At 70.3% G+C, this 23,285-nt stretch carries 38 protein-coding genes; 33 read left to right on the plus strand and 5 right to left on the minus strand.

The features are described from left to right. Window positions 1–20: 20 nt before the first annotated feature. A complete protein-coding gene (locus ABTX60_RS06795; RefSeq protein ID WP_352095981.1) occupies window positions 21–218 on the minus strand; it encodes a type II toxin-antitoxin system prevent-host-death family antitoxin in 198 nt (65 codons plus the stop codon). 66 nt (window positions 219–284) lie between these two features. On the opposite strand from ABTX60_RS06795, the gene ABTX60_RS06800 reads away from it, so the two are divergent. From ABTX60_RS06800 to ABTX60_RS06845, 10 genes are read left to right on the plus strand one after another with little or no spacing between them, the layout of a single operon-like run. Beyond that, window positions 285–881: a GIY-YIG nuclease family protein gene (locus ABTX60_RS06800; protein WP_352095982.1), complete on the plus strand. Its 597-nt coding sequence runs from the start codon at window positions 285–287 to the stop codon at window positions 879–881. 38 nt (window positions 882–919) lie between these two features. Next, window positions 920–2,245 (plus strand): hypothetical protein, encoded by a 1,326-nt coding sequence (locus tag ABTX60_RS06805; RefSeq protein WP_352095983.1) that lies wholly within the window; start codon window positions 920–922, stop codon window positions 2,243–2,245. A 23-nt stretch (window positions 2,246–2,268) separates the two neighbouring features. Then, window positions 2,269–3,405, plus strand: coding sequence for a hypothetical protein (locus ABTX60_RS06810; RefSeq protein WP_352095984.1), 1,137 nt, complete (start codon window positions 2,269–2,271; stop codon window positions 3,403–3,405). A gap of 16 nt (window positions 3,406–3,421) precedes the next feature. After that, window positions 3,422–3,595 carry a hypothetical protein gene (locus ABTX60_RS06815; protein WP_352095985.1) on the plus strand — a complete coding sequence of 58 codons (174 nt, stop codon included), beginning with the start codon at window positions 3,422–3,424 and terminating at the stop codon, window positions 3,593–3,595. Then, the gene (locus ABTX60_RS06820; protein ID WP_352095986.1) at window positions 3,592–3,897 is read left to right on the plus strand and encodes a hypothetical protein; all 306 of its coding nucleotides are present in this window, start codon (window positions 3,592–3,594) and stop codon (window positions 3,895–3,897) included. The genes ABTX60_RS06815 and ABTX60_RS06820 overlap by 4 nt, the downstream gene beginning before the upstream one ends. After that, a complete protein-coding gene (locus ABTX60_RS06825) occupies window positions 3,882–4,220 on the plus strand; it encodes a hypothetical protein (protein WP_352095987.1) in 339 nt (112 codons plus the stop codon). Before ABTX60_RS06820 ends, ABTX60_RS06825 begins: the two co-directional genes overlap by 16 nt. After that, complete coding sequence (locus ABTX60_RS06830) at window positions 4,217–4,627, plus strand: hypothetical protein (protein ID WP_352095988.1); 411 nt, start codon at window positions 4,217–4,219, stop codon at window positions 4,625–4,627. The genes ABTX60_RS06825 and ABTX60_RS06830 overlap by 4 nt, the downstream gene beginning before the upstream one ends. A 9-nt stretch (window positions 4,628–4,636) precedes the next feature. Then, window positions 4,637–4,873: a hypothetical protein gene (locus ABTX60_RS06835; protein WP_352095989.1), complete on the plus strand. Its 237-nt coding sequence runs from the start codon at window positions 4,637–4,639 to the stop codon at window positions 4,871–4,873. Beyond that, entirely contained in the window at window positions 4,870–5,253 is a 384-nt protein-coding gene (locus ABTX60_RS06840; protein WP_352095990.1) for a hypothetical protein, read from the plus strand. Before ABTX60_RS06835 ends, ABTX60_RS06840 begins: the two co-directional genes overlap by 4 nt. Beyond that, on the plus strand, window positions 5,250–5,435 hold the full coding sequence (locus tag ABTX60_RS06845; RefSeq protein WP_352095991.1) for a hypothetical protein: 186 nt from the start codon (window positions 5,250–5,252) through the stop codon (window positions 5,433–5,435). The genes ABTX60_RS06840 and ABTX60_RS06845 overlap by 4 nt, the downstream gene beginning before the upstream one ends. Window positions 5,436–5,525: 90 nt before the next feature. On the opposite strand, the gene ABTX60_RS06850 is transcribed toward ABTX60_RS06845, so the two are convergent. Further along, entirely contained in the window at window positions 5,526–6,065 is a 540-nt protein-coding gene (locus ABTX60_RS06850; protein WP_352095992.1) for a hypothetical protein, read from the minus strand. Between the two features lie 230 nt (window positions 6,066–6,295). Continuing rightward, entirely contained in the window at window positions 6,296–6,622 is a 327-nt protein-coding gene (locus ABTX60_RS06855) for a hypothetical protein (protein ID WP_352095993.1), read from the minus strand. Between the two features lie 389 nt (window positions 6,623–7,011). Between ABTX60_RS06855 and ABTX60_RS06860 the strand changes: the two genes are divergently transcribed. From ABTX60_RS06860 to ABTX60_RS06895, 8 genes are all read left to right on the plus strand, one after another. Further along, on the plus strand, window positions 7,012–7,209 hold the full coding sequence (locus ABTX60_RS06860) for a hypothetical protein (protein WP_352095994.1): 198 nt from the start codon (window positions 7,012–7,014) through the stop codon (window positions 7,207–7,209). After that, window positions 7,206–7,439, plus strand: coding sequence for a hypothetical protein (locus ABTX60_RS06865; RefSeq protein ID WP_352095995.1), 234 nt, complete (start codon window positions 7,206–7,208; stop codon window positions 7,437–7,439). The genes ABTX60_RS06860 and ABTX60_RS06865 overlap by 4 nt, the downstream gene beginning before the upstream one ends. A 47-nt stretch (window positions 7,440–7,486) precedes the next feature. After that, window positions 7,487–7,930, plus strand: coding sequence for a hypothetical protein (locus ABTX60_RS06870; protein WP_352095996.1), 444 nt, complete (start codon window positions 7,487–7,489; stop codon window positions 7,928–7,930). A gap of 104 nt (window positions 7,931–8,034) precedes the next feature. Beyond that, complete coding sequence (locus ABTX60_RS06875; protein WP_352095997.1) at window positions 8,035–9,303, plus strand: conjugal transfer protein; 1,269 nt, start codon at window positions 8,035–8,037, stop codon at window positions 9,301–9,303. Then, window positions 9,300–10,301, plus strand: a complete 1,002-nt coding sequence (locus tag ABTX60_RS06880) for a hypothetical protein (protein WP_352095998.1) — start codon at window positions 9,300–9,302, stop codon at window positions 10,299–10,301. Before ABTX60_RS06875 ends, ABTX60_RS06880 begins: the two co-directional genes overlap by 4 nt. Before the next feature lie 17 nt (window positions 10,302–10,318). Then, window positions 10,319–10,735, plus strand: a complete 417-nt coding sequence (locus tag ABTX60_RS06885; protein ID WP_352095999.1) for a hypothetical protein — start codon at window positions 10,319–10,321, stop codon at window positions 10,733–10,735. Further along, window positions 10,732–12,045: a hypothetical protein gene (locus ABTX60_RS06890; protein ID WP_352096000.1), complete on the plus strand. Its 1,314-nt coding sequence runs from the start codon at window positions 10,732–10,734 to the stop codon at window positions 12,043–12,045. The genes ABTX60_RS06885 and ABTX60_RS06890 overlap by 4 nt, the downstream gene beginning before the upstream one ends. A gap of 118 nt (window positions 12,046–12,163) precedes the next feature. Then, a complete protein-coding gene (locus tag ABTX60_RS06895; RefSeq protein ID WP_352096001.1) occupies window positions 12,164–12,385 on the plus strand; it encodes a hypothetical protein in 222 nt (73 codons plus the stop codon). A 24-nt stretch (window positions 12,386–12,409) separates the two neighbouring features. On the opposite strand, the gene ABTX60_RS06900 is transcribed toward ABTX60_RS06895, so the two are convergent. After that, entirely contained in the window at window positions 12,410–13,129 is a 720-nt protein-coding gene (locus tag ABTX60_RS06900) for an HNH endonuclease (RefSeq protein ID WP_352096002.1), read from the minus strand. An 84-nt stretch (window positions 13,130–13,213) separates the two neighbouring features. Continuing rightward, window positions 13,214–13,498 (minus strand): hypothetical protein, encoded by a 285-nt coding sequence (locus ABTX60_RS06905; protein ID WP_352096003.1) that lies wholly within the window; start codon window positions 13,496–13,498, stop codon window positions 13,214–13,216. A 173-nt stretch (window positions 13,499–13,671) separates the two neighbouring features. Between ABTX60_RS06905 and ABTX60_RS06910 the strand changes: the two genes are divergently transcribed. The 15 genes from ABTX60_RS06910 (at window position 13,672) to ABTX60_RS06980 (ending at window position 23,225) form a co-directional block, all read left to right on the plus strand. Continuing rightward, window positions 13,672–14,367: a hypothetical protein gene (locus ABTX60_RS06910; protein WP_352096004.1), complete on the plus strand. Its 696-nt coding sequence runs from the start codon at window positions 13,672–13,674 to the stop codon at window positions 14,365–14,367. Window positions 14,368–14,403: 36 nt separating this feature from the next. Next, window positions 14,404–14,754, plus strand: a complete 351-nt coding sequence (locus ABTX60_RS06915; RefSeq protein WP_352096005.1) for a hypothetical protein — start codon at window positions 14,404–14,406, stop codon at window positions 14,752–14,754. Window positions 14,755–14,895: 141 nt separating this feature from the next. Then, window positions 14,896–15,237 carry a hypothetical protein gene (locus tag ABTX60_RS06920; RefSeq protein WP_352096006.1) on the plus strand — a complete coding sequence of 114 codons (342 nt, stop codon included), beginning with the start codon at window positions 14,896–14,898 and terminating at the stop codon, window positions 15,235–15,237. Between the two features lie 18 nt (window positions 15,238–15,255). Then, on the plus strand, window positions 15,256–15,786 hold the full coding sequence (locus ABTX60_RS06925; protein WP_352096007.1) for a hypothetical protein: 531 nt from the start codon (window positions 15,256–15,258) through the stop codon (window positions 15,784–15,786). Window positions 15,787–15,814: 28 nt separating this feature from the next. Continuing rightward, complete coding sequence (locus ABTX60_RS06930) at window positions 15,815–16,579, plus strand: hypothetical protein (RefSeq protein WP_352096008.1); 765 nt, start codon at window positions 15,815–15,817, stop codon at window positions 16,577–16,579. 64 nt (window positions 16,580–16,643) lie between these two features. After that, on the plus strand, window positions 16,644–17,018 hold the full coding sequence (locus ABTX60_RS06935) for a hypothetical protein (RefSeq protein WP_352096009.1): 375 nt from the start codon (window positions 16,644–16,646) through the stop codon (window positions 17,016–17,018). A 55-nt stretch (window positions 17,019–17,073) separates the two neighbouring features. After that, window positions 17,074–17,964 carry a hypothetical protein gene (locus ABTX60_RS06940; protein ID WP_352096010.1) on the plus strand — a complete coding sequence of 297 codons (891 nt, stop codon included), beginning with the start codon at window positions 17,074–17,076 and terminating at the stop codon, window positions 17,962–17,964. Between the two features lie 24 nt (window positions 17,965–17,988). Then, complete coding sequence (locus tag ABTX60_RS06945; RefSeq protein ID WP_352096011.1) at window positions 17,989–18,165, plus strand: hypothetical protein; 177 nt, start codon at window positions 17,989–17,991, stop codon at window positions 18,163–18,165. A gap of 60 nt (window positions 18,166–18,225) precedes the next feature. Further along, a complete protein-coding gene (locus tag ABTX60_RS06950; protein ID WP_352096012.1) occupies window positions 18,226–18,732 on the plus strand; it encodes a hypothetical protein in 507 nt (168 codons plus the stop codon). 134 nt (window positions 18,733–18,866) lie between these two features. Continuing rightward, the gene (locus ABTX60_RS06955; RefSeq protein WP_352096013.1) at window positions 18,867–19,172 is read left to right on the plus strand and encodes a hypothetical protein; all 306 of its coding nucleotides are present in this window, start codon (window positions 18,867–18,869) and stop codon (window positions 19,170–19,172) included. A gap of 63 nt (window positions 19,173–19,235) precedes the next feature. Then, a complete protein-coding gene (locus tag ABTX60_RS06960) occupies window positions 19,236–19,472 on the plus strand; it encodes a hypothetical protein (RefSeq protein ID WP_352096014.1) in 237 nt (78 codons plus the stop codon). 89 nt (window positions 19,473–19,561) lie between these two features. Then, the gene (locus ABTX60_RS06965; protein WP_352096015.1) at window positions 19,562–20,629 is read left to right on the plus strand and encodes an N-6 DNA methylase; all 1,068 of its coding nucleotides are present in this window, start codon (window positions 19,562–19,564) and stop codon (window positions 20,627–20,629) included. 122 nt (window positions 20,630–20,751) lie between these two features. Further along, complete coding sequence (locus ABTX60_RS06970) at window positions 20,752–21,327, plus strand: hypothetical protein (protein WP_352096016.1); 576 nt, start codon at window positions 20,752–20,754, stop codon at window positions 21,325–21,327. Between the two features lie 68 nt (window positions 21,328–21,395). Continuing rightward, entirely contained in the window at window positions 21,396–22,424 is a 1,029-nt protein-coding gene (locus ABTX60_RS06975; RefSeq protein ID WP_352096017.1) for a YgjP-like metallopeptidase domain-containing protein, read from the plus strand. Between the two features lie 129 nt (window positions 22,425–22,553). Then, window positions 22,554–23,225, plus strand: coding sequence for a hypothetical protein (locus ABTX60_RS06980; protein ID WP_352096018.1), 672 nt, complete (start codon window positions 22,554–22,556; stop codon window positions 23,223–23,225). Window positions 23,226–23,285 lie beyond the last annotated feature (60 nt).

Here is a 23,285-nt window from a genome sequence, read left to right on the forward strand (position 1 = left end):
CGCATGTGCCTGGCTGCGGGTCAGGCGGGGGGCGTTCCCTCTGGCTCTCGCCGGGCTTCGATCGCTTCCGCATCGGGAACCGGGACGATCGCCGCCACTCGGCGGCCATGGCTGGTCACGTAGGTGATCTGGCCTCGTACGGCGGTCGCGTTCATGACTTCGCTGAGGGAGGACCGCAGTTCGCGGATGCCCATCTCAGTGCTCGTTTCCTCCGGCATGGCCACATGGTACCCACCGCTGACCTCTTGTGGCCTCATGTGTACACAAGTGGCTACACTGGATCTGTGATCAAGACCAAGATCGCGCCGTGCTCGGCGCATGCCGATTCCCCTCCCGAAGCGGGCGAGTGGGTGGACCCTTGGAACTGCATCCAGGGCGGAAAGCCCGCACACCTGCCGCTCCGGAGGCTCGACCGCGAGGCGCCCAAAGCGGACCTCCTGAAGGAGGGAGAGCGGCGGCCCGACAGGTTCACGGGCACGGAGTGGCCGTTCCTCTACCGCTTCTACGACGCTGGCCGGCGCCCTCTCTACTTCGGCATCACCTCGACGAACGCGACGCGCCTCGAAGCGCACCGCAAGGGCGCCGAGTGGTGGCCCATGGCCGAATTCATCGCGGTCTCGGTCTACCCGAGCTATCTGTCCGTCCAGGCGGCCGAGCGTGCCGCCATCCGGCACGAGCAGCCGCGATGCAACAAGCGGGACAGGCGGGGCCCAGCGTACGTCCGGCTCCACGTTGACGGCCCAGCCGAGGAGGCCGCCGCACTCCTCTTCCGCGATGCGTCACCGGTCTTCCTCGCCGAGCTCGCGGAACTCCTCGCGTCGCCCGCGCGGTTCCCGCGGCCTGAGCCGCCGCCTCCCGCCCGTTTCGCCGACGAGGCGTAGCCGTTCCCGCAACCCCCGGACCAGAGAGGAGGTCACCAATGGACGAATGGGCGCCTGGCATCCCGCAGGCGGTTCGTTCCGAGCTGCCCCCGTACGGCATGAAGCCGCACTGGGTGACGTTCGGGTTCTCCACCCCCGCGAACCGGCTCTACGACCTCTACAACGCGCACGTCGACCGAGGTCGGGGCGACCTAGTGGTGTGGCCGACCCTCGACGAGCTGGCGAAGATGATGGGTCTGTCGCGGGGCGACAAGGTCACGCCGTACATGCGCGAGCTGGAGCACGGCGGCGCTATCTCCGTGGAGACCGTGACCAAGACGGGCGGCAAGGGCCGCCGGTACATCGTCACGCTCAAGGTGCACCCGCCCGCTGGCTTCACCGGCCCGCTCCAGACGAGCGACTGGTACGACGCCAACCGTGCAGGCAAGCCGGGCAAGACGACCATGGCGGACCGCGCCAGGGGCTCTGAAGAGATAGCGGGTGACGAGGTACCCCCTCTCAAGGGGGTGTACGTCCCACCCGCTGACGGGGTGTACGTCCCACCCGCTGATGGGGAGGACGTACACCCCGCCGAGGGGGTGGTAACTAATAACCACCTCAACCAGAACCAGAAGAACCAAGAAGATGCGCCTTCGGCGCGTAGCGCCGCTGACGTCCGTAGGACTGGTGCAGGTAGTAGCGCGCGAGCGAACGGCGGCTCTGCCGCGCCGAGCAGGAAGCTGCGCCTGACCAAGGAACAGCGCACGGCCCTGCGTGCGGTGGAGGCGGCGCTGCCCCGCCCGCTGCTGGCGCAGCTTCCCGGCCAGCGCATCCCCGGCAACAACCACCGCGCGGTGCTCGCCGCCCTGGACGCCCGTACGCCTGAGCAGATCGCCGGGCGGATCGAACGCCGGTGGGTCGGCTGGGGCTTCGAGCCTGCGTTCCACGACGGCCAGATCCGCAACCCGATCGGCGCCGCCATGGCGCTGCTCGGCCCGACGCCGTATTGCCCGGACCCGTCGTGCGAGGACGGCGTCATGGTCGACACGGGCGCCGAGTGCCGGGCGTGCGTGGAGCGGCGGGCGAATCGGCGCGCGGCCTACAACCGCGGCGAGGACCCGCGTCGGGCCGGTGGCGCTGCCGCCCCGCGCCCCGAGTGCGTCGACTGCGGTCGCCCGCTCGTCGGAGACGTCCTCGAGGACGGGATGTGCCGCAGGTGCCGCCAGGCACCCGTCGAGGCTCTCGCGGCGCTCAAGGCCCGTTGGGCCGCCGAGGACGCCGCCCGCGCGGAGACGGAAGCCCTCTACGCCGAAGCCGCCCGGCGGCGGGAGCAGCGCGCCGCCAACCCCCAGACCACCCAGCACGACGGCCCCCCGCCGTTCTGATCCACCACGAAGGAGAAACCGAAGTGACTTGGAACCCGCGGCTCGACGTCGTTGAGGCGCTCGAAGAGTTCGGCTGGATCGGCGACGAGGAGAACCCGCTCGGGCTGCTCCGTCACGGTGACGCTGTCTGGGGCGTGGGCAACGACAGTGGCGACTCCAGCCTCACCGAAGCCGGCGGTGCCGTCATCGAATTCCCGAGCGACGCGTCCGTGGAGCTCGTTGTCGCCGGGTGCCTCGGCGCCTCCTGGCAGCTCGTGGACCTCATCGCGCGGGCTGGCCGGCTGAACCTCGCGCTCGCCTCGGCCAAGCGCCGCGCCAAGCGCAGGGAGCCGCACGAGCGTGAGGGGCTGATCTTCCACCTGGAACGCGAGAACAAGCGGGTCCACGAGTACGTGCAGGTCGCCAACGAAGCGGCGCAGGTCTCCCACCGCTCGTGGGAGTCGGCCATCGAGGAGGCCCGGAAGCTGCCCGAGCGGAACGGCGAGCTGCTGGCCCGGATCGACGCCCTCACGGAGCGGCTGGAAGGCCGCCCGGTCACCGAGTACCGGCTGCCGCCGATCCCGCCGAACCCCGACCCCGTGTCCCTCGCCAGCAAGTGCTTCGACTGCCGACACACCTTCAACTGGCACAACGGCAAGGGCCGGTGCAGCCTCGGCGAGTGCACCTGTGACCAGTTCCAGGGCGAGCGGTACGTCATCGGCCGGAACGGCGTCTTCGCGACCCTGTACGACTGGCAGGAGCACCGCCTGGTCGTGGACAACGCGACCGAGGAGCACTGCCGCCGGGTGCGGGACGAGCTGACCGCCCCCCGGGTCGACGAGCCCAAGCCGACCCCGGCCGCGCGCCGTTCAATGCCGCTGCTGGAGGCCGTGGCCGCCACCTTCAAGGCGACCAGCGAGCACGCCGAGCGGTGCGGCATCTGCCACACCAACATGCGCCTGGCCGAGATGTGCCCCGCCGGGCAGAAGGCCGCCCTGGACGCCCTCGAACCCGACTGCGCGCACGTCTCCTGGGAGGTCACCGGCGAGCACCGCAACGACCAAGGCATGTGGGTGAAGTACCGCAGGTGCGCCGACTGCGCCGACAACTTGGCCTCGGTCGTCGAACCCGAGCCGCACTGGCCGGACAAGGCTGCCGCCCTGCACCCGGCCGGCAAGTGACGTGCACCTGCTCCCGATGCGTGTCCGCCGCCGCCTGAAGCGGCGGCGGCACGCCCGCACCTGGCGCCGCATGGAGGTCTTCGCCTTCAACTACGCGCCCCGCCCGACGTGGCACCGCATCCGCCAGTGGAACGCCGTGGCCCGCATCTGGGCCCGCCACCCCGAACACCCCCGGAGGAACCCCCGATGACCGAACGCCCCAACGGATTCGACCGCCTCCTCGGCCTCATGACGGGCCACCAGTCCGACGAGCCCGCCGGCGAGGACAAGCCGAAGGAGATCAGCCGCGAGGAGATCGACCGCACCCGCAACCAGCTCACCAGCAGCCTGATGGCGTTCTCCGAGCTGATGGGGCCGATCTTCGACCACGCCGACGGCATCCGCGCCGACCTGGTGCGGCGTGAATGGTCCCCGCAGGCCGCCGAACAGGTCGCCCTGGTGTGGCTGATCAACAGCGTCCAGAACGCCGTGGGCGGATGGGCCAGGCAGTGACCGTCGAGATCGTCATCCGGGTGATCACCCTGCTCGCCGCGGCGGTGGCCGTCGCGGCTGCCTGGTCCGCCCGAGCCGCCGTCCTCCGACTCCGCACGCACAGAGAACGTAGTCCCGTGAGCGCACTGAACTGCCCCAGCCCCGACTGCAACGCTCAGCGCAGGACCGGCCAGTACCTGTGCTGGGACTGCTGGGACGCTCTGCCGGCCCCGACCCGCCGAGCCCTCAGCATCCGCGACGACCTGGCCACCGCCCGCGTCCAGATCCTTCACCGGGAACTGGCCGCCGGTGTCCCGCCGCAGGAGATCCGGATAGACCTGTGAACAGTCACTACCGCTACTCCCGCGCCCTCGCCACGGGCGCACTCTGCTCCGCCATCGCGGGCATTGCCGTCGCCGCCTGGTCCACCGTGACCTTCGGCCTCGACGACGGCTACCTGCTGCCCGTGCTGGCGTTCCTGTACGTCAGTGCCGTCCTCGCGTGGGCGTCGAAGCGGGAACGGGCAGCCGGACGCCGCGCCGCACGTAAGCGGGCGGGCCGGGCTGCCGCCGAGGGTTTCGCGGCCGGCCTCCGGCACGGCCACGCCGTGGCCGTCGGCCCCACTCACGGCGGGCCGCCCTGCTTCGGCCCCACCGGGGACTGGCTGTGCGTGAAGCCCGCCGGTGACGGCCACCTCGACTGCGTGCCGTTCGTGACCACCCGGCCCATGCCAACGACATCCCACTCGTAGGAGCAGCCCATGCGCATCACCCTTCTGACCCCCGAGCAGGCCCGCCTGTGCCGCGACGTGCTCGACGGCGTCAGCGCCTGGTTCAGCCGCATGCGCGAGCAGCTCGTCACCCTCGCCCGGCACCTGATCGAGGCTGCCCGCCACCTGGTCCCGCTCGCGGAACGACTGCGCACCTCGTGCCCGCCCCGCCGGGACCGGCCGGCCTGGGCCAGCCCGTACGGGCCCGCCCCGAAGGGAATCCGATGAGCGCCCGCATCCGCCTGGGCGACCTCACCAGCTCCCAGCTCGACGCCCTCTACGACGAGCTGGACCGGCTCCGCGCCCGAGCCGAACGGCTCGGCATCACCGGCCCGGAGGCGGCACCACCGGCCAGACGGTGGCAGGTCGAAGGCCGGGTGAACGGCCGCTGGGGCACGCTCCTCCGCGATCTCACCGAGAGAGACCGCGCCATCGAGCTGTACCGGCGCCGCCGTAGAGAGCACCCCAACAGCGAATTCCAGCTCGTGCAGCGGGTCACGATCAAAACGGTCGACGACCCCGACGCCCCCGCGGCACCAGCGACCGAAGCGACCGGCCACTGCGCATGCTGCGGCGCAGCCCGCGCCGGAGAGGAAGCCGCCCCATGAGCGACCGCCCCAGCCAGCCTGCCCGGCCGAACCCCGACGAAGACCCTCCGCCCCGGGAGGGTGTCCGCATCGAGTACCGGGCGACCGTGCCCCGACATCTCCTCGGCGTAGCCATCGCCGAGGCGTTCGACATCCTCGAGCGCGAGACCCGGCCGGACGATGACCCGCCCGCCCCCGACTGAGCAACGCAAAACCCCCGGCGTGAGACGGCCGGGGGCTCTGGTGCGTGGACGCGCGATATCAGCCTACTGCCCGCCCACCCATGCGAAGGGTCACCGACTCCCCAGAGCCGCCTTGTAGTCCGCCGCCTGCTTCGGCGTCAGGTAGTGCGAGACCCGCACCAGCACCGGCCCGTCCTGGTAGTGGTACTCGGCCAACGACGGCAGCTTCTTCGTCACCGACTGGATGTACTCGGAGCGCGCCTTCGCGTCCCCCTCCGACCCGAACACCTCGACCGCCCCACCGCGCAGCGAGTCGTCCTTGTCCAGGCCCTCCACGTCGGCCGCCGCGATCCGCGAGTCCGTGAACGTGACCTTCGACGTGTACTGCTGCGGCCGCCCGAGCAGCTTGTTCGGGTCGTTCTCAGCCGTGACGACCGTGTTCAGCTTCGCCGCAGACACCCGGCCCGACAGGTCCTCCAGCACCTCCCGCGCCGTCGCCGGGTCCGACTGGCTCCCCTCAGCCGTCGCAGACGCCTTCGAGCCGTTGCCGCTCGTCGACTTCGGCGAGTCCTCAGCGCCACCGCACGCAGCGAGGACACCAGTCGCCAGGACCACAGCGGCAGCGGCCACGGACAGGCGGATCTTCTTCATGGAGTTCACTCTCCGGTAAACGATGACTAAACGGCTCGGTCACGCGGGGCATCGCCCTCGGTCTTCTTCTGGGCGCGCGGCCGATCCTTCCAGGCCCCGCTGTGACCGCGCAGGAGGTCCTGGATAACGCCAGCCGTGCGGCGATCGTCCGGACCGGCACGGTTGGCCAAAGAGTCATTCTCGAAGGAATCGCTGCACCCGCTCCCGCCGCTCCGCGGCGCTCGGCCGGCCTACTCCTCGGCGGCCTGCTCCTGCGCCGCCTTGTTCTTCTTTCGCTGCGCCCCGCTCAGACCCTTGCTGATCTGCTGGGCGCGCTCCGGCGTGACCTTGCCGATGATCGCCGCGATCTCCGGCCACGTCTTCCGGTGCTTATCGCGAAGGGCGTTGACTCGAACCTCTCGCAGCTGTCGCAGCTCGGCACCCAAGTCCGGCCAGAGGCGCAAGGCCTCCGAGACGGCCGCTGTGCATTCGGCGTCGTCTTCCATCTTCGCGAACGCCTTGATCGCGTCACGCAGTTTCGTCACCTGTTCGGGCACCTCCCTTGGCTCGTCGGTCAACGCCCTGCTCCTTCCTGCTGCCAGGGCGTGACCCCGCGATACAAACCCTAGGGCTTGCCCTCCTCAAAGCCAAGCCCTAGGGTTTGTGTCTGCGGGGCCACTCCCACCGGTCTCGCGCCTACAAGTCGGCCCCCGGTCGGGGCCTCAGAAACGCCGACCGGGGGCCACGTCAGATGGAGCTGACGCATGCCACAGGGTACTAACGCGCGCCCGGGTAATCGCCCGGACTGCGCGGATGAGCAGACGAGCAGGGCCAGCGGAAGCGGGTCGGGACAGTCCGGCAGCAGTGCCGGATCGGCCTACCAGTCCGTGGTGCTTCGCGGCCGGAAGGAACCGGCGTCGGAGCAGACCCGCGGCATCCCCGCCCAGAACAACTCCGGCGGACGCCGATGACCGCCCGCCGGATCAGCACCAAGACGCCGAACCAGACCGTCGCCCAGCCGGCGACGGTGACCGCCTGCCAGCGGGACCAGGGCACACCGCAGGACCAGGCCGCCCGAGCCGAAGAGGCCCTCGGACAGAGCGAGTCGGCGAAGTTCCACGCGAAGGCGAGCGCCGAGAGCTGTGGCGGGAGGCGGACCGCATGAGCGCCCTCAGCCGCATCCGCGAAGCGCTGACCGGCGGCCCGACGTACACCCGGCCGCTCCCGGCGAGTGCCTCGACCAAGGCCCGCGAGAAGAACGAGCGGAAGCGCGCTCGCGAGGCCGACCAGGCCGCCGCCCGTCGTCGCGGGCACCGCGAATCCGTGGTGAGGAACCGCGGGGGCGACGGCACGAAGTTCGCGTTCGAGGAGAAGCGCGGCTGGCGCCGTCGCTGAGACCGGCCGGGCCCCGCCACCAGCGGGGCCCGGCGGAAAGGCTTCTGATGTTCCGCATCATCCGAACCGCCGCCCTGAAGACGCTCCAGGCCGACGTCGACGCCGCACGCGCAGAGGCCGACCGGCGCATGCAGGACGCGTCCGCTGCCGACACGGAAGTGGAAAAGCTCCGCACCGATCTGGCCCGCGCTCACGGTGAACTGGCCGTGCTGCGCACACAGACGCACCTGGACAACGAGGACCGGATCGTCCTGCGCAAGCTCTTGCGCACGGCCCGCAGTGAGACGGCCGACCGACACGAGGTCGCCGTCCTCTTCCGGCGCGGAGCGCTCGTCAGCGCCCACGCAACGCGGAAGGCTGCGCAGGCCGCAGCTGCCGCCGACGGTGCGTCTCCCGGCGGGTGGACGTCGGTCGCCCCTGGTACGCCGCTGCCGCCCGAGGCCGACATCCCGTGGCAAGTAACGGTGCTGCCCGTCCAGACCGAGCGGTAGGGGAAGCCCCGATGCGATTCCGCCGACCGGCCGGACGCGCCAGGGCACCTCCGCCGACGCCAGGCCCGGCCCCATGACCCACACGAACCGAGAAGGGCAGACCCATGACCGAGACGCGCAAGCTCACCGGAGGGCAGCGCGCCGTCCTGATCGCCGCGACCGTGCCCATGGTGGGCTTCGGCGGACTCGGCGGATGGGGCACGTTCACGAACGTCCTGAGCGAGTTCGGCCCCGACCGGCAGGCGACGGCGTTCGGCGTCGTCGCGGCCGGCGAAGGTGCGACGCTCGTCCTCGCGCTCGTCATGCTGCTGCTCACCATGTTCGGACAGGCCGCGCCCTGGCCTGTCCGAGCCGGTCTGTGGGCGATGCCCGCTGCCGCATCGGTCACCGGAGTGATCCTGGCCGACAGCCTCACCGAGGCCGTCGTCTACGGCATCACCCCGATGGCCATGTGCGTGGCGGCAGAAGGCCTCGGCCTGGTCACCCGGCGGCTCGTCGTCTACCGGACGAACGTCGACGTCGAAGCGCAGCGCCGCAACGCACAGACCCTGCGGCGGATCGCCTACCACCGTGCGCGCTCAAATGGCCCCGACCCGCACCCGTGGGTGTGGGTGCGGCGCTGGTCGGCGCTCGCAGCCTGGGGGCTGCTGCGCCGTGCGGGCGAGGGCGACGTCGAGCTCGGCGTCGAACTGATCGGCGTGCAGCGGGTCAAGCTCACCGAGGGCGCGGGCCTGGCGCTCGGCGACATGCTCGCCGGTGGCTCGTCGCTCCCCGCACTGCCACCCGCGGCTGAGCCCGCGCCCGTTCATGAGCCTGAGCCTGAGCCTGAGCCCGTGCCTGAGCCCACACGTGAGCCTGAGCCCACGCGTGAGCCTGAGCCTGAGCCCGCGCCTGAGCCTGAGCCTGAACACGAGCGTGAGCCCGAGCCCGAGCAGCAGCGCGGCGAGACGACGAACCCGGCGGGCCTGTCGCTGACGAAGCCCCCGCCCTCTGGGGAGCGGTCGGCCGGAGGCGCCGACCCGGGCCAGGCTCAGCGTGAGCCCCGTGAGCCTGAGCCTGCGCTTTCGGCGGCCGACCTCGAACAGCGCCAGATCCTCATGCTCGCTACCCGCCTCCAGAACGACGAGCTGATCAACGGCATGGCGATCACGAAGAGCACGGCGGCGCCGGTGCTCGGCGTCAGCGTGGCCACGGCTCAGCGCAGGCTCACCCAGGCTCGCCGCGTCGTGAAGCTCGCCGGGCACCTCAAGGCCGGTGAGCGGCTCACCCCGGCGTCGGCGGCCCCGCTGCTCGGCGTTGACGAGCGCACCGCCGGAGCGCGACTGAACGAAGCACGACAGCTGGTCGGAGAAGGACAGGGGCTGTACCTATGACCACCCAGCACACCGAACCCGATGAGAACGAGACCGCCGTCCGGGCCACGCTCCTCAGGCTCGGCGCCCGGCCGGCGGGGCACGCCCCCGTCGACGCCGAACAGCAGCCGGCCCCCGCCGTCGGACGTCAGCCCGCCCCGGTCGCGGTCGTTGTCCCGCCCCGGCCTGAGCACCCCCCGATCATCCCCGCACCCGCCCGCCGACAGGGCAGTCAGCCGCGCGTGCCGGACTGGTGGATCGACGACAAGCCCGCCCTGGCCGTTGACGACGAGCAGCCGGAACAGCAGGACCCGCAGCAGGCCGACGGCGACCCGCTCGAAGCGGACCCGCGGTTCGGCCTCCTCAAGATCCTCAAGAAGGGCCGGGCCGCTCGCAGCGAGCAGCAGACGGGCGCGGATGACGACGACCAGGACGACGTGCCCGACGACGGGATCAGCGAGCGCACCGACCGGCCAGGCCGCCGCAGGGTCAGCAAGGAACCTGCCGCTGACCAGGGTGAAGAGTCCGAAGAGGGCGCCGACGAGATACGTCGAGTGGGGGAGGGGAGGGGCCGCAGGTTCCGCCTCCCCGTGAAGGAAGCCAGCCAGCGCCCCCGCTTCTCCACGCCTGTCTTCCCCCGCGAGGAGAAGGAGAAGAAGTCCCTCGCCCAGGCCTGGCGCGAGACCCGCCCGGACCTGAAGTTCGCCCTGTACAACCTGACCGGCCTCGCCGGCGGGCTGCTGTTCGGCGTCGTCGGCTATGCCACCGAGGTCACGCGCAGCGTCGCCGACTCACCCCTGCCGCTGCGGGACAACGTCGACGCCTACTTCTGGGGCGCCGGTGCCGTCCTCGTCCTCGCTGCCGACCGCGCCACCCGCAAGTGGTCCTGGCTCGTCGGCTGGTGCATGCGCGGCATCACGGTGTCCGTGCTCGTCGGCGCCCTGCTGCACGGCAACACCGTCGGCGAGGCCATCGCCAACATGCCGACCCTGCTCGACCACCTCTCCGACCAGCCCTGAAAAGGAAGCCAGCCGCCGTGAAATCCCTGATCCCCGCACTCGGGCCCGAAGGCCTTGCCGTGGTCCTCACGGTCGTGCTGCTCCTCGGCACGAAGGAGACCAAGGAGGGCAAGGCGAAGCCGCTCGGCTGGTGGTGGGTTCTGTTCCTGAGCCTGCTCGCCGGAGCGTCCTACGTGGCGGCCGGATGGCCCTTCGACGTCGTCCCGAAGCTCGTCATGGGCGATCTGGTCGGCGCAATCGCGGCCATCAAGCCGGGCCTGTCCCTGCCTGCGATCGGCCTCTCGCTCATCGCCTTCCTGGTGTGGAAGGGACTCACTCGCCGACAGGTCGCCGTGATCGGGATCGTGCTGTTCTACATCCTGGCGGGCGCGGGCGGTGGGCTCGGCGTCATCTCCGAGAAGATCAACGCCATCGCCCAGCACTTCGCATCATGACCACCCCCGCCACCCAGCAGACGCCAGGACCCGACGGCGAGACGACTCAGCTCGCCGTCGGGCTCACCGGCGCTCAGGCTCACGACCTGCGTGAGCCTGAGCCTGTCCACGAGCGTGAGCCTGAGCCCCCGCGTGAGCCTGAGTCCCCGCGTGAGCCTGAGTCCCCGCATGAGCCTGAGTCCAGTGAGCCCGGCGAGCCTGAGCCCGGCGAGCTGGGGGAGAGGCGGCCTGAGCCTCTCCCCACCCTCGTCCTGCCCAACCTGCGCCCCTATGCCGACCCCAAGGCCGTCGTCGACGTCACTCGCCGCGGCCTCAAGGCGAGCCGCCGACCCGCCCGCAGCATCGCCCGCCACGCGGTGGCCGGCGTTGCGCTCGCCGTCCGGCACATGCTCGCCGGTGCCGCGGCACTGCTCGGTCTGCTCGTCGGCTGGCTCACCGGCGAGTACGGCAAGAAGGGCTCGCGGCTGATGAGGTTCGGGGGAGTGGCCGCCGTGCTTCTCGGCATCGCCCACAGCCTCGCCGAGTACCCCACCGAGGGCGTCCTCGGTCTCGTGTGGGGGTGGGTGATGATCGGGTTCGCCCACCGGACCGGAGCCCTCGACGTGCTGCTCAGGAAGGCCAAGGGCGAGAAGAAGAAGGACGGCGGCAAGACGGCGGCGAAACCCGCCGAGAAGGCCCCCACCAAGGACGCCGACGACGCCTCCCCACCCCGCCGGAAGGGGCTCGGCGGTTGGCTCCGCAGGAAGCCAGCGCAGACCGCCGACGACGCCCCCGCCGAGACGCTCGACGACACCCCTGGCGAGCAGCCCGAGGAGACCCCCACCGAGACCCCCGCCGAGCCCCCGCTGACGGCCCTCATCCGGGAGCTGATCGGCGACGAAAACGGGGTGCATCTCGCCGTCCTCCGGCCGGCCATGCGGGAGCGCCTCCCCGGCCTCGCCACAGCCACCGATAAGCAGCTCCGGGAGCGGCTCGTTCAGGCGGGATTCGACCCCTCCAAGACGTTCCGCGCGAGGGGGGTCGCAGGGCGCGCCGGAGTGCACCGATCTGAGCTGCCCCCGCTGCTCTCCCCCGAGAGCGGCTCAGAGGAGGAGAGAAACGACTCTCCGCCCCCGGAGAGTGGCCCTGACCAGGGAATCTCTCCGCTTGCTCTCCGCCGCTCTCCGGGGGCGGAGAGCGCCCGGAAGGGGCGCCAGAAGCTCCCCGAGGGGTGGACGGCCGAGCAAGCCGCACGCGGGTTCCGGATCGTCGACGACCCCGGCGCGGGCCCCACAGCTGCACGCGTCGAGCGCCTCAAGGGCGTCGACTGACCAGCCGGCGCACGGAATCGAACCTCATCTCGGACAGTGAAGGAAGGCAATCATGGGTCAGCGGAGCGCCTCGTCGAGCATCATGAGCACCAGCGATGCGCGCGTGAGGAGGCCCGCCATGTACGAGTACCGGTGCAAGCTGTGCGGGACGGTCGAGCCCGCCGACACCCGAGCCCAGGCGCGTGCCCTGCGCGACGCACACCGCGACGATTTTCACGGGCCTGACGAGATCGTGGAGGTGCCGCGCATGCGGTTCGTCGACCTGCCTCGGGAGCAGAAGATCGCCACCGTCGTCGTCGCCCTGGTCCTGCTCGTCGGCATCCTGGTGAAGACCGGCTGATCCAGACGCGCAGTAACCGTCTCGCTAAGGCAACGTGAGGCCCGATCCTTTACGGCGGTTGCACGCCCCGCACAACAGTTGAAGATTGTCGACCTCGCTGGAGCCACCCATGGCTACCGGAATGACGTGGTCAAACTGCAACTCCCAAGTAGCGCCACATGCGCGGCAACGCCCCTGGTCGCGTATCCACACAAGCTGTTTGACGTCGTCCGGTATGTGTCCGCGCTCACGGGTGCGAGGCTCCTCGCCCATGGCGACCATGGCTCGTGCCCGGTCCACGCGCTGACGTTCCCGCTGGTGCCTGGTGAGTAGCAGTGCGTGGACATCGTCGCCGTCCATGTTGTCGTTGTCCCAGTAGAACCTGTCCTGGAACCACCAGAGTTGACGGCCTTGATACCTCCAAAGCCGACGGTCGTCTATGGCCCCCATGAGGATCGGTTCATGCCGTTGCTGCTGCTCTTCTTTGAGATAGGCCTCTTCGGTGACAAGGTCGCTCGGGTATTCCTCACGCCCGATGCGGAGCCACGCCCGACCCTGGACGGGCGTGGCTTCCTTGCGCTTGAAGCCGAGCGTGTACGCCCAGCTCAAGGGGACGGAAATCCTCTGGAACCTGATGGATACGCTGTTGGCACGGCTCAGCATGATGACTCCGGCGCCTGGCGCAGAAGAGAGGGCCCCTGCTTTCTCCAGCGTAATCGAGCCGGACCATGAGCTCTCAAGGTCTTTCGTGCGCTGGTGCAGCAAGAGGGCCTACCTCTTCCATGGCGCCTCACCGTCGCCTCGATCCGGCTCTGGCTCTGGCTCCGGCATTGATCCGCCGGGCCGGCCCTAGTCCGCCTTCTTGGCCTTGTTGGGCTGCCGGGGCGGGACCTTGTACTCGGTGCCGATGATGCGAAGCGTCGCTTCCGTCCACGGCACGAGCGGGTGGGCTGCCACGGCCGCGTAGGGAAGGTCGGTGTCAGCCTTCAGCTCCTCGGCCAGCGCCTTGCGAGCTGCATGGCGCGTCTCCTCTTCCTTCGCGAGGGCCTCCTCCCACTCCTTGAGAGCTTTACGGACGGCCTCGCTGGGCTTGTACTCGGGCAGCGGCTGCTTGCCGAAATAGGGCTTGGGCATGACTCCAGCCTTTCACGAGTCGATTAGGGCAAACCGGGTGCACGTCCGCTGCGAGCGCGAACCTTTGCGGTCACTTTACCAAATCGATTTGTTTAAACTGGCTAGGGCGAGCCGATTTGGAAAGAATGGAAGTAGCACCACCACACGCACCCACCAGGAAGGAACGAACGGCCATGAGCAGCACCCACACCGAGCGCCCCGCCTACGACAACCGGCAGGCCGCCGCCGCGCACCAGCTCGGCCAGATCATCGACGCCGTCGACACGGCCCGCGCGGTCGCCGACGAGACCAAGCCGAAGGTGTGGCACTTCGCCAGCAGCACCGACGCCCACGCAGCCGCCGACAAGGGGCAGGTCAAGGACAGGGACATCCTGGTCGTCGAGTCCGAACGCGTCGTTGGCTTCGTCGTCATCATCCGCCCGGTCGCGATCACCGACCGGCACGGCGCCTTCCACCCCCACTCCCACCTCCCGAAGCCCGCCCGCGAGTTCTGCCACGGCGACTACGCCTACAGCGCGGAGCAGGCCGAGCAGATCGCCATCGACCTGGGCTACGCGCTCGCCGACCCGGTCGCCGCCGAAGCGGCCCGCATCGCCACGGGCAAGCCGGTGCCCATCGAGATCCCGCGCCTCCTCGTCGAGCCCGGCGACATCCTGTTCGCCTTCGGCGCCCGGCTGCGAGTCCACGACACCGGAACCCGGATCGACGCCGAGATCGACGCGAGCGAATGGTGGGCGGAGGTCAGCGGTGCCACCGCGGAGGACAGCCGGCGTACTTACCGCGGCCGGTGGAGCTTCGCGGTGCCCGTCGAGACGGCCGCGTGGGACATCGTGACTGTCGAGCGGATCCTCGACAACGCCAGCGCCTGACCAGAAGCAGACGACGAGAAGGGACGGCGAGAGATCGTGACGCGCAGCTTCGAGACCTTCAAGGGTGAGATCGAGCGCGTGTTGTCCGCGTGCGGGGTGGACCCGTACCAGGCGTGCGACGTGAACGCCGCCGCCGCTTTCATGGTCGAGGACCAGCACACGAACGCGCCGGACGACTTCTGGATGGTGGTCCGCCGCTACCGGCGCACGACGGAGCGGGAGGCCGCGATCAACCGCATGATCGTCGCCGATGACCTCGAACTGGAGCTGACGGGAGGCTGCGGGCGCTGCGGCCTGGAAGCCGACTGGATGTGCGTCGCCTGCGGGCGCTGCAACTGCCACCGGCACGACAACTGCACCCGGCCCGCCGAGCAGAAGACCGGGTGAGGCGACGTCACCGCAGGCCTGTGACCTGCGGTTTTCTTTTACGATCCTTTGCCAAATCGACTTGTTAAAACTGGCTAGGGCAAGTCGATTCGGAAAGAATGAAAGTAGTTCAAACCCCAACCACCACGACAGGAGCGGACGATGCGCGCAAAGAAGGCCACCGAGCACGGCAGGTGCCTGAAGTGCCGACGTCCGCTCCGCAAGCCGTCGCCCGACGGCTACGGCCCCAAGTGCCGCCTCAAGGTCCGCCGCGAGGCGCGCACCAACACGGCACACCCGAAGTGGCAGGTCGCCAAAGCGCTCGAACTCCTGGAGCTCGGCGCGGTCGTCCCGCTCCGCCAGAACCGGATCTTCCTCGTCGTTTCCGACGACGGTTCCGAGGTCTACCGGACCGCCGCCTCCGGTCAGTGCAACTGCCCGGCCGGCCTGCGCTCCGTCCGCTGCTACCACGCCGTGGCCGCCCAGTTCGTGGCCGCCGCCTGATCGCGAAGGAGAACGCTCATGTCCGCCCCCCAAGTGGCCGTCACCCGCCGCCTGATGCACCTCGCCCGGATCGTGCGCGGCCGGGCCCACCACCCCCAGCGCTTCATGGTCGAGACGCTCGCCGGGGCCATCGAGGACGCCGCAGACATCGTCCGGGACTACCCGATCCCGTGCCCGGACGAGGTGCCCCTGACCGCGTGCTTCCCGCTGCGGGAGGCCACCGACCTGCTCACCCAGCACGACTTCATGATCCCGGCGGCGATCCTCGGCTACGCGACTGCGCCACTGACCGGCGTCCTGCCGCAGATGGAGCCGCTGAACGCGGTCAGTCTCCGGCTCGCCCGCCAGGACGCCGACCTCCGCGCCCGCCGTATGGCGCTCATAGAGCACGGCCACCTCAACTCCCGCGACGAGGACGTGCTGAACGCGGCCCTCACCGGGCTGATCGGCCTGCACCGCAAGCACGAGCGCCTGGCCGCCGCCGTCGCCGTCGACAACGCCCGGCCCTGCCACCGCGGCAAGGCCCCCGCCGACCTCGCCTCCCACTGACCCACCAGCACGCGAAGGAGTGCCCCACATGATCACGTTTTCCACCAGCACCAGCAGCATCCCGCCCTGGTTCCAGATGCCGTGCATCGGCTGCGAGATCCTCGGCCGCAAAGGAGAGGCGACGGGTGTCGTCACCGCCACCAGCGGACTTGGCCTCGCCTCGTGCATGTCCCACCTGGACATGACCACGCAGGTCATGCGCAAGCTCACCAGCTACGACCTGGCCGGGCTGCGCGCCGCGTTCATCGCGGCCGGCCTCACCACCGGACAGGTCGCCGACCACGTGCTGGTCACCTTGTTCCAGGCGGCGAAGGACGCCGCAGCCACCGGCGGCCCCACCGAGGGCGGCATGCTGCGCGCCGCACTGGCCGCCTACGGCATCCCCTCGTTCTACGCCGAGGACGGAGGCGTCTCATACGTCCTGGTCGCCGCCGACCGCACGGACGATGAGGGGGCCGCCCACACCGGGACGAGGGTCCTCCTGCACTCCGGCGAGGACGCGGGACGCCCCGCCGACCAGCACGACGAGCCCTGGACGGCGTCCCTGTACGCGGCCGACGGGGAGTACATCAACGAGCTGTTCACCGCCCGGCCGGGCATGCCGCTCGCCGAGGAGTGTGCGACGACCGCCCTGTCCCTCGCCTGCTGGCTCGTCGCGAACGCCGACCGCTTCACCCGAGACGACCACCGCGGACCGGGCGAAGGCGTGGTGTACGGCCGCCTCCCCGGAAGCGGCGGAAGCGGCCGCTCCCACTCGGTGACCGACGTGATGTTCGGACATCGCCCCAACTGACCGACCTGGGCCCGGCCCCACCCGGGGCCGGGCCTCGCCCCTGAGAAGAGAGAAGGACCCCGCGATGAGCACCCCTCGCCTCGACCGCTTCGCCGCCACCGGCACCGACGCGCTGCCCGCCAGCATCCACCTGGCCGACGGCAAGAGGATCACCGTTCGGACCGGGCCGGGCGTCAGCTGCCTGCCCTGCCCCGGCGTCTCTGGCATCCACGGCAGGCCCCGCGACTACGCGGGCCCGTTCACGCACCTGGAGGTCTACCTCGACGAGGGCGTGGAGCCCGGCGACAGCGACGGCTGGGAGCTGGAGGACTCCTGGGAGCTGCTGCTGACGGCCGGTGACCAGCCCGCGAAGGGCCGCCTGTTCAACGAGGTGCCCGTCGAAGACATCCGCGCCCTCATCGAGGAGCACGGCGGCGAGCACGCCCAGCAGGACGCCTGACCACCCCGGCCCGGCCCCGCACGGGGCCGGGCCACGACCCGAGAAAGGAACGGACGTGCCGATCTTCCTGCGCGCACCCGAGGCCCCGGCCGGTGGCCCCGACGGCAAAGGCTGGAACAGGCTGAGCCTCAACGCTCACATGGGCCTTCTTAATCAGTGCGCCCTGCGGCCCCGACGCTGGGGCGCGCTCCTCGAATCACACGACACTCGGCGGGCCCGCTGGGGCGGGTTCGGGCCCTGCATCAACCGCGGTGACTGCGAGCACTGTCCGATGCGGAGGGCGCTGCACGACATGTGGACCCTCGTGCCGGTGAACGCTCCCCGGGTCCTGGTGCGCTGCGAGCCGGTCTTCGCGCCCAACACCCTGTTCGGCGGCCCGGATGGATGGCGCCTGTGGGTCACGACCGGCCCGGACGACCAGGACTACCGCGAGCGGCAGCGGCGGCCGTGGAGCTGGGAGGACGCGGTCCGGGTTCGCGGATGGGACCTCGGTCGCCCGCACCTCGACGAGCACGGTGAGGGCTTCTGGCTAGAGCGCACCACGCGCGTCCCCGCCTGGGGCTGTGCCATCACCACCCGTGCGTGGCCGTCGTTCACCCGGCACGGGTTCCGTGTGAACCGGACGCGGGTCGCCTTCCTCCACCACTACGGCGCGTGCACGCACAGCGAGGAACTGCTGAACGCCATCTCCCACGCGTGCCCCGGCCCGGATGGAGCCGACGAGGAACGCGTGCCCGTCCAGTGGTGGCAGGCACGGGAGATGACCCCGCAGACCAGCGGCGCCCTCCGCATCGGCGTCGACGTCCGGCCCATGAGCGTGCGGATCGTCGCCGTCGAAGGCATCCACGACGAGCGAGCCCGCCTGACGCTCACCGGCTCCGGCTGGACCACCGACCGCGTACGGGCCGCCGCTGAAGCGCTCCGCGCCCACCTCGCCGACCACTGACCAGCCCGAGCGGAAGGAAGCGACATGAGCAAGAAGTGCCGGATCTGCTCCACCGGCGGCGAATGCCTCCAGTGCGACGAGTGCGGGGCCCACGAGGGCCAGCCCTGCAAGCCGTGGTGCGAGCACTACGAGGACCCCACGTTGGAGACCGGGCCAGAGGCCCCATCGCCGTTCGAGGACCCCGTCCCGCCCGGTTGGTAGCAGCCGCCCCAGCCGCCCCGGACCCGGGCGGAATCCGATCCCGAAGACAGGAAGACGAGCATGAGCAAGGACATCAAGACCTCCGAGGCGCCTGAGCCGATCGGTGAGGTGGTGACGGTGACGGAGGTTGTCGCCCGCCGCCTGGCCGCGCTCGTCGCGGTCGTGCGCTGCCAGGTTCGCCACGCGCAGGCCGAGCGGCTGCTGAAGCTGCTGGAGTCGGCGTCGGTCACCGCGGCGCTCGCCCCGGTGGAGGACGGTCGGCGACTTCCGGCGGTCACCCTGGAGACGTTGCAGGAAGCCGTCGACCTGCTGGAGGCGGCGCCCGACCTGGCGGCGGAGATCGGGGGAGCGCTGCAACGGTCGGTGGCCCCTGCGGTTGGAGGCAAGGAGCCGGTCGAGATCAGCAGCATCCTGTACCGGGTGCGGTTCATCTGGCCGGACGCCCAGTGGGTCCTGAGGGAGCGGCCTGGGGTGAAGGCGTCCCTCACCTGGCGCGGCGGGCCGAGCGTCGAGGAGGTCGGCGAGGAACTCCGCTGGCCGGACATCGTCTGGACGCGCCACCCGTGAACGACTCCTGACCTGGGGTTTCTTAGAAGTCCTTTTACCGAATCGACTTGTTAAAACTGGCTAGGGCAAGCCGTTTCGGAAAGAATGAAAGTAGTTCAAAACGCACCACCCACCCGGACGCCCAGGAGGACATCGTGACCGTCGACCACACCCGGCAGCGCTGGCAGATCACCTACCGCTACCCGGCCTCGCCTGAGGCCTACTGGGCACGCGACGGGCGGGAGAGCAACACCACCTACCTGAACAACGGTGAGGAGCTGCTGAGCCCCGAAGAGGCCGCCGCAATCGTCGCCAAGCAGTTCGGGCACGAGGGCCCGCTGTCCGACATCCGGGTCTGGCAGGAGTCCCCGGAAGAGCGCGACCAGCGCCTGGAGGCCCGCCGCCGCGAGAAGTACAACGAGGCCCGCGGCCACCACTGGGCCATGGGCGGCGCCAACTAGCCCCCGACGTCACACCCGGCCCGGCACCCGCCGGGCCGGCTCCCCCCGACAGGAGGCACCCCCATGCTCAGCACCCAGACCCCGGCCTTCGGCCCCTTGACGGCCACCCACCAGCTCGGCCGTAACGGCGGCGGCACCCACGGCTCCCACACCCGCGAGATCGGCGGAGTGCTCCACTACTTCCAGTACGAGACCGCACCCGGCGGCGCCTGGAGCGTACTCGTCCGCGCCCTCATTCACGGCCCGGACGAGAGCGGCCCGTACTGGCACACCATCCGCCAGGCCGCAAGCAACCGCTGAACATCCGGACCCCGGTCCGCTTACCGCTCACCACCCGGCCCGGCACCTCACGAGGTGCCGGGCCGCCCCATGCCCGCACGGAGGAAGCCATGGAACAGCTCGACCTCTTCGCCGACCTCGGCGAGCCCGAAGCACCCAAGCCCGAGAAGACGATCACCCTGCCGAAGCCGACCGCTGGCCAGTACGCGACCACCGTGGCGAGACCCCCGCAGCCGAAGCCCCAGCAGCCGGCCCTCATCCCGGACGCGGACCCCGCCCCGGCCCGGCTCCGCCCGGAGTTCGCCATCCGCCCCGCCGACGGAGTCACCTTCGGCGAGGCCATCGCGGACGCCTGGCACGGCTCGCACGGCGGGAACCGCATGGAAATCCCAGTCGGCATCGTCGCCACCCTGGCCCTGTGGCCACAGAAGGAGCACGCGCGCACCCTGGCCGAATTCCTGCGCGGCCTGGACGTTGAGCAGCTCATCGCCTGCGTCCGGGAGGTCGCCGCCTACTGGTGGATGCGGCGCCCCGACCTGATCGACACCGCCTCGGTGCTGTTCCGCTGGGCCGAGGCGGAGAGGTTCACGAAGAACGAGCTGGCTGCCATCCGGGCCACGTTCCACGCGGCACTCAACGCGAACGTGCTCGACCACACCGGGCGCGAAGACCCGGCGTGGAACGCGGAGATCGACCTCATGTCGTGGACGGTCACCACCCTGCGGCACAAGTCGGCGAGGGCCGGTCTGGGCGAGTACCACACGCCCCCGGAGGTGTGCGACATGTTCGCGGCCCAGACGCTCGGGAGCGACCCCGAGCGGATCGGGGCGGGCTTCTCGGTCCTCGACCCGTGCGCGGGTACAGGCGGCATGTTCCGGTCGGCCGCCAACCACGTGCGGAGCATGGGCATCGACCCAGCCCGCATGACGTGGTTCGCGCAGGAGATCGACCCGCTCGCGGCGGCGGGCTGCGCCGTCAACATGATCGTGTGGGGCATGGGCCCGAACTCGATGGTGGCCTGCGGTGACACGCTCGCCGAGGGCAGCATGTGGCAGCGGGCGGTGGAGCACCGGCGGATGCTGGTGAAGGCGCGGGACGACGCCGCGGCCGCCATGGCGATCGCCCGCGCGGTGCACCAGGTCGAGCGTCTCGTTTCCGGAGCCGCCGAAGCCGCCTGACCTGCGCGTTTCCTTTACGATTCTTTACCGAACCTGCTTGTGAAAACTGGCTAGGGCAAGTCAATTCGGAAAGAATGAAAGTAGTTCATCCCACACCAACCCGAATGAAAGGGGCGCCCGACATGGCCACCCTCCTCCCCTACATCACCAGCGGCTTGCGCTTCCCCGCCGAGGACATCCTGTGCAAGGGCGACACCTGGAAGAGGGGATGCGCCAGCGCCGACGGCGAGCCCGCCTACGCGATCCACACGTACCAGGGCCAGCACTTCTGCGCGTACCACTCGCCGTTCGACAACAAGTACGCCCCGTGCGCCGAGTGCGGCGTGAAGCCCGCCCTCACGAGCGGCGACCAGGTCTGCGACGACTGCTCCGAAGCCGCAGCCGGCCACGTCTGCGACGAGGACGCCGAGCGCGCCGCCTACAGCCAGTACGTGTCCGACGGCCTTGCCGACACCGACGGCTACTTCGCCCCGGAGAGCTTCGAGGCGTGGCAGGCGCACCACCACCGGGCGATCGGCCACAAGGAGCCGCGCACGGAGGAGTGCACCGACACGGAGTGCAAGGCCCCGAGCCACGAGCGCGTGCACTGCTGGCAGGACCGGATCCCCGGCAAGGGCCGGAAGGTCCACACGTACAGCGTCTGCCACGGCTGCAATGACCGGCGCCTGACCGCCTACCGCTCCTCCCGCGCCGCCTGACGCGCCCCGACCTCCCAACCATCCGGGCGCGCCCCCAGTGCGCCCCTCGGCCCCTCAAGGGATTCCACATGCTCGACGCGACGGCATCCACCACCGAAACCCTCATCAAGGCCGCCCTGCAGAACGACGGACGGCTCGCGAAGTACGTCCACCAGGTCAAGGTCAGCACCCGGCGCAAGACGCTCGGGATGAGCATCAAGCCCGGCGAACCCGGCGTCACCCTGCACGTACCGGTCGGCACCCGAGCGGACCTGGTGATCAGCACCCTCGCGGGGAACGCGGACCGCCTGGCTGGCCTCATCCGCAAGAGCCGCGAGCACGCCCCCGACCACCCGCCGAAGGAGCTGGTCGGCGGCTCCGGGTTCCTGTGGCTGGGCCGCTCGGACCGGCTGAAGATCGTCGACGAGGCGCGGGTGCCGCTGGAGCGCGCCCACACCGGGCAGTGGTGGTTCCTCCTGGCCCGGGACGCGGTGCCGCTCGGCGCCCAGCCGTTCATCGACTGGTACGTACGCGAGGGCACCGCCTGGCTCTCCAAGGAGACGGCCCCGATGTGGTGGCAGATGGCGGGCGCGCGGCCGATGCCGACGGTCCGGGCGGCCGACATCGGCCGGCGACGCTGGGGCGTCTACCACAGCGGCAAGCACGAGGTGCGGATCGCGTGGCAGACCTTCCAGCTCCGGCCGACCCTCGTCCGGCACGTCGGCCCACGAGTTCACCCACGCGCTGGTGCGCACCGGCAAGCCGCATGGGCCCGAGTTCTGGCGAGCGTTCGAGCGCGGCCACATCGGCGCCCGGCAGGAAGCCCGGCAGCTCGACGACGAAGGCCGCCGCGTCTGGATGGGCGACCTCGCGTCCTGACCATCCCCGAACCGATCGCAACGCACGAAGGAAGAGCCAAGACCATGGGATCGAAGAGGACGGACGAGCTGGTGGCCAAGCTCCGTAAGAACGGCGCGTCCGTGGTGAAGCGCGGGTCGCGGTACCGGGTGACACAGCCGGGCAGGGAGCTGTGCTTCCTGGGGACCTCGGACCCGAGGGAGTACAAGGGGATGGAGAACAAGATCACCCAGTTGAGACGCAAGGGCTACGCGGTCTGAGTCCCTGACCTGCGCTTTCTTAGAAGTTTCTTTACCGAATTGGCTTGTCAAAACTGGCTAGGGCAAGCCGATTCGGACAGAATGAAAGTAGTTCAAAACACACCAACCTGCACAGATCGGGAGCCAGCCATGACCGCCACCCTCACCCAGGTCTTCGAGTCCCTGACCGAGAGCTTCACGAGCCGCGAAGAGTACGCCCGTACCAAGCTGGCCAACTGCCTGACGGACCTCGGCCAGGCCGTCGACACCAGCCTGATCCGGACCGCGATGGAGACCGCAGCGGAGGCCCTCCCGTACAAGAAGGTCCTGGAGTGGGCCAAGAAGGCCGGCCTCCGCGAGGCGCTGACCGACATGCGGCGCGACCTGACCCGCCAGCTGCTGTCGCGCTCGATGAGCTCCAGCACCTGCCAGATCCGCAACGAGGCCACCCGCATGGAGATGGAGGCCGCCCAGCGCTTCCTGGCGAACACGGACAACCTCCTGGACCAGTTCGGTGACGCCCCGGCCGAGGAGCCCGCCCCGGCGCCCGAGCCCCAGCCGGCTCCCGCCTCGGCGGACGCCCCCAAGGCGACCCCGGCCCAGAAGCGCACCCTGGAGGCCATCCGGGACAACGGCGTCAAGCTCCAGGAGCCGCGCGTCGGGCAGCTCCGAGTGGCCGTCAACGACGGCGAGAAGCCCCGCAAGGACATGGTCCTGTGGGCCATCGAGCAGGGCTGGGCCGTGTCCGACCACTCCACCCCCCTGCACATCGGCCAGCCGGTCAGCCTCACCCGGACCGGCGAGGCGATCCTCGCCCGCTGACCCACCCACCGCCCACCGGCCCGGCGCCGGGCGCCCTCGAGCGCCCCGAGCGCCGGGTCG

Origin of the sequence: Streptomyces sp. NPDC126510, assembly GCF_040302345.1 — a bacterium.
Lineage (GTDB): Bacteria > Actinomycetota > Actinomycetes > Streptomycetales > Streptomycetaceae > Streptomyces.

Excerpts from the sequence above, each read along its gene's own strand:
- ABTX60_RS06860 (WP_352095994.1), top strand. The coding sequence starts at position 7,012 with ATGACCGCCCGCCGGATCAGCACCAAGACGCCGAACCAGACCGTCGCC.
- ABTX60_RS06895 (WP_352096001.1), top strand. The coding sequence starts at position 12,164 with ATGTACGAGTACCGGTGCAAGCTGTGCGGGACGGTCGAGCCCGCCGAC.
- ABTX60_RS06880 (WP_352095998.1), top strand. The coding sequence starts at position 9,300 with ATGACCACCCAGCACACCGAACCCGATGAGAACGAGACCGCCGTCCGG.
- ABTX60_RS06865 (WP_352095995.1), top strand. The coding sequence starts at position 7,206 with ATGAGCGCCCTCAGCCGCATCCGCGAAGCGCTGACCGGCGGCCCGACG.
- ABTX60_RS06935 (WP_352096009.1), top strand. The coding sequence starts at position 16,644 with ATGAGCACCCCTCGCCTCGACCGCTTCGCCGCCACCGGCACCGACGCG.
- ABTX60_RS06945 (WP_352096011.1), top strand. The coding sequence starts at position 17,989 with ATGAGCAAGAAGTGCCGGATCTGCTCCACCGGCGGCGAATGCCTCCAG.
- ABTX60_RS06840 (WP_352095990.1), top strand. The coding sequence starts at position 4,870 with ATGAGCGCCCGCATCCGCCTGGGCGACCTCACCAGCTCCCAGCTCGAC.
- ABTX60_RS06950 (WP_352096012.1), top strand. The coding sequence starts at position 18,226 with ATGAGCAAGGACATCAAGACCTCCGAGGCGCCTGAGCCGATCGGTGAG.
- ABTX60_RS06970 (WP_352096016.1), top strand. The coding sequence starts at position 20,752 with ATGGCCACCCTCCTCCCCTACATCACCAGCGGCTTGCGCTTCCCCGCC.
- ABTX60_RS06910 (WP_352096004.1), top strand. The coding sequence starts at position 13,672 with ATGAGCAGCACCCACACCGAGCGCCCCGCCTACGACAACCGGCAGGCC.
- ABTX60_RS06980 (WP_352096018.1), top strand. The coding sequence starts at position 22,554 with ATGACCGCCACCCTCACCCAGGTCTTCGAGTCCCTGACCGAGAGCTTC.
- ABTX60_RS06960 (WP_352096014.1), top strand. The coding sequence starts at position 19,236 with ATGCTCAGCACCCAGACCCCGGCCTTCGGCCCCTTGACGGCCACCCAC.
- ABTX60_RS06815 (WP_352095985.1), top strand. The coding sequence starts at position 3,422 with ATGCGTGTCCGCCGCCGCCTGAAGCGGCGGCGGCACGCCCGCACCTGG.
- ABTX60_RS06805 (WP_352095983.1), top strand. The coding sequence starts at position 920 with ATGGACGAATGGGCGCCTGGCATCCCGCAGGCGGTTCGTTCCGAGCTG.
- ABTX60_RS06845 (WP_352095991.1), top strand. The coding sequence starts at position 5,250 with ATGAGCGACCGCCCCAGCCAGCCTGCCCGGCCGAACCCCGACGAAGAC.
- ABTX60_RS06965 (WP_352096015.1), top strand. The coding sequence starts at position 19,562 with ATGGAACAGCTCGACCTCTTCGCCGACCTCGGCGAGCCCGAAGCACCC.
- ABTX60_RS06825 (WP_352095987.1), top strand. The coding sequence starts at position 3,882 with ATGGGCCAGGCAGTGACCGTCGAGATCGTCATCCGGGTGATCACCCTG.
- ABTX60_RS06820 (WP_352095986.1), top strand. The coding sequence starts at position 3,592 with ATGACCGAACGCCCCAACGGATTCGACCGCCTCCTCGGCCTCATGACG.
- ABTX60_RS06930 (WP_352096008.1), top strand. The coding sequence starts at position 15,815 with ATGATCACGTTTTCCACCAGCACCAGCAGCATCCCGCCCTGGTTCCAG.
- ABTX60_RS06835 (WP_352095989.1), top strand. The coding sequence starts at position 4,637 with ATGCGCATCACCCTTCTGACCCCCGAGCAGGCCCGCCTGTGCCGCGAC.
- ABTX60_RS06905 (WP_352096003.1), bottom strand. The coding sequence starts at position 13,498 with ATGCCCAAGCCCTATTTCGGCAAGCAGCCGCTGCCCGAGTACAAGCCC.
- ABTX60_RS06875 (WP_352095997.1), top strand. The coding sequence starts at position 8,035 with ATGACCGAGACGCGCAAGCTCACCGGAGGGCAGCGCGCCGTCCTGATC.
- ABTX60_RS06890 (WP_352096000.1), top strand. The coding sequence starts at position 10,732 with ATGACCACCCCCGCCACCCAGCAGACGCCAGGACCCGACGGCGAGACG.
- ABTX60_RS06795 (WP_352095981.1), bottom strand. The coding sequence starts at position 218 with ATGCCGGAGGAAACGAGCACTGAGATGGGCATCCGCGAACTGCGGTCC.
- ABTX60_RS06975 (WP_352096017.1), top strand. The coding sequence starts at position 21,396 with ATGCTCGACGCGACGGCATCCACCACCGAAACCCTCATCAAGGCCGCC.
- ABTX60_RS06925 (WP_352096007.1), top strand. The coding sequence starts at position 15,256 with ATGTCCGCCCCCCAAGTGGCCGTCACCCGCCGCCTGATGCACCTCGCC.
- ABTX60_RS06850 (WP_352095992.1), bottom strand. The coding sequence starts at position 6,065 with ATGAAGAAGATCCGCCTGTCCGTGGCCGCTGCCGCTGTGGTCCTGGCG.
- ABTX60_RS06920 (WP_352096006.1), top strand. The coding sequence starts at position 14,896 with ATGCGCGCAAAGAAGGCCACCGAGCACGGCAGGTGCCTGAAGTGCCGA.
- ABTX60_RS06870 (WP_352095996.1), top strand. The coding sequence starts at position 7,487 with ATGTTCCGCATCATCCGAACCGCCGCCCTGAAGACGCTCCAGGCCGAC.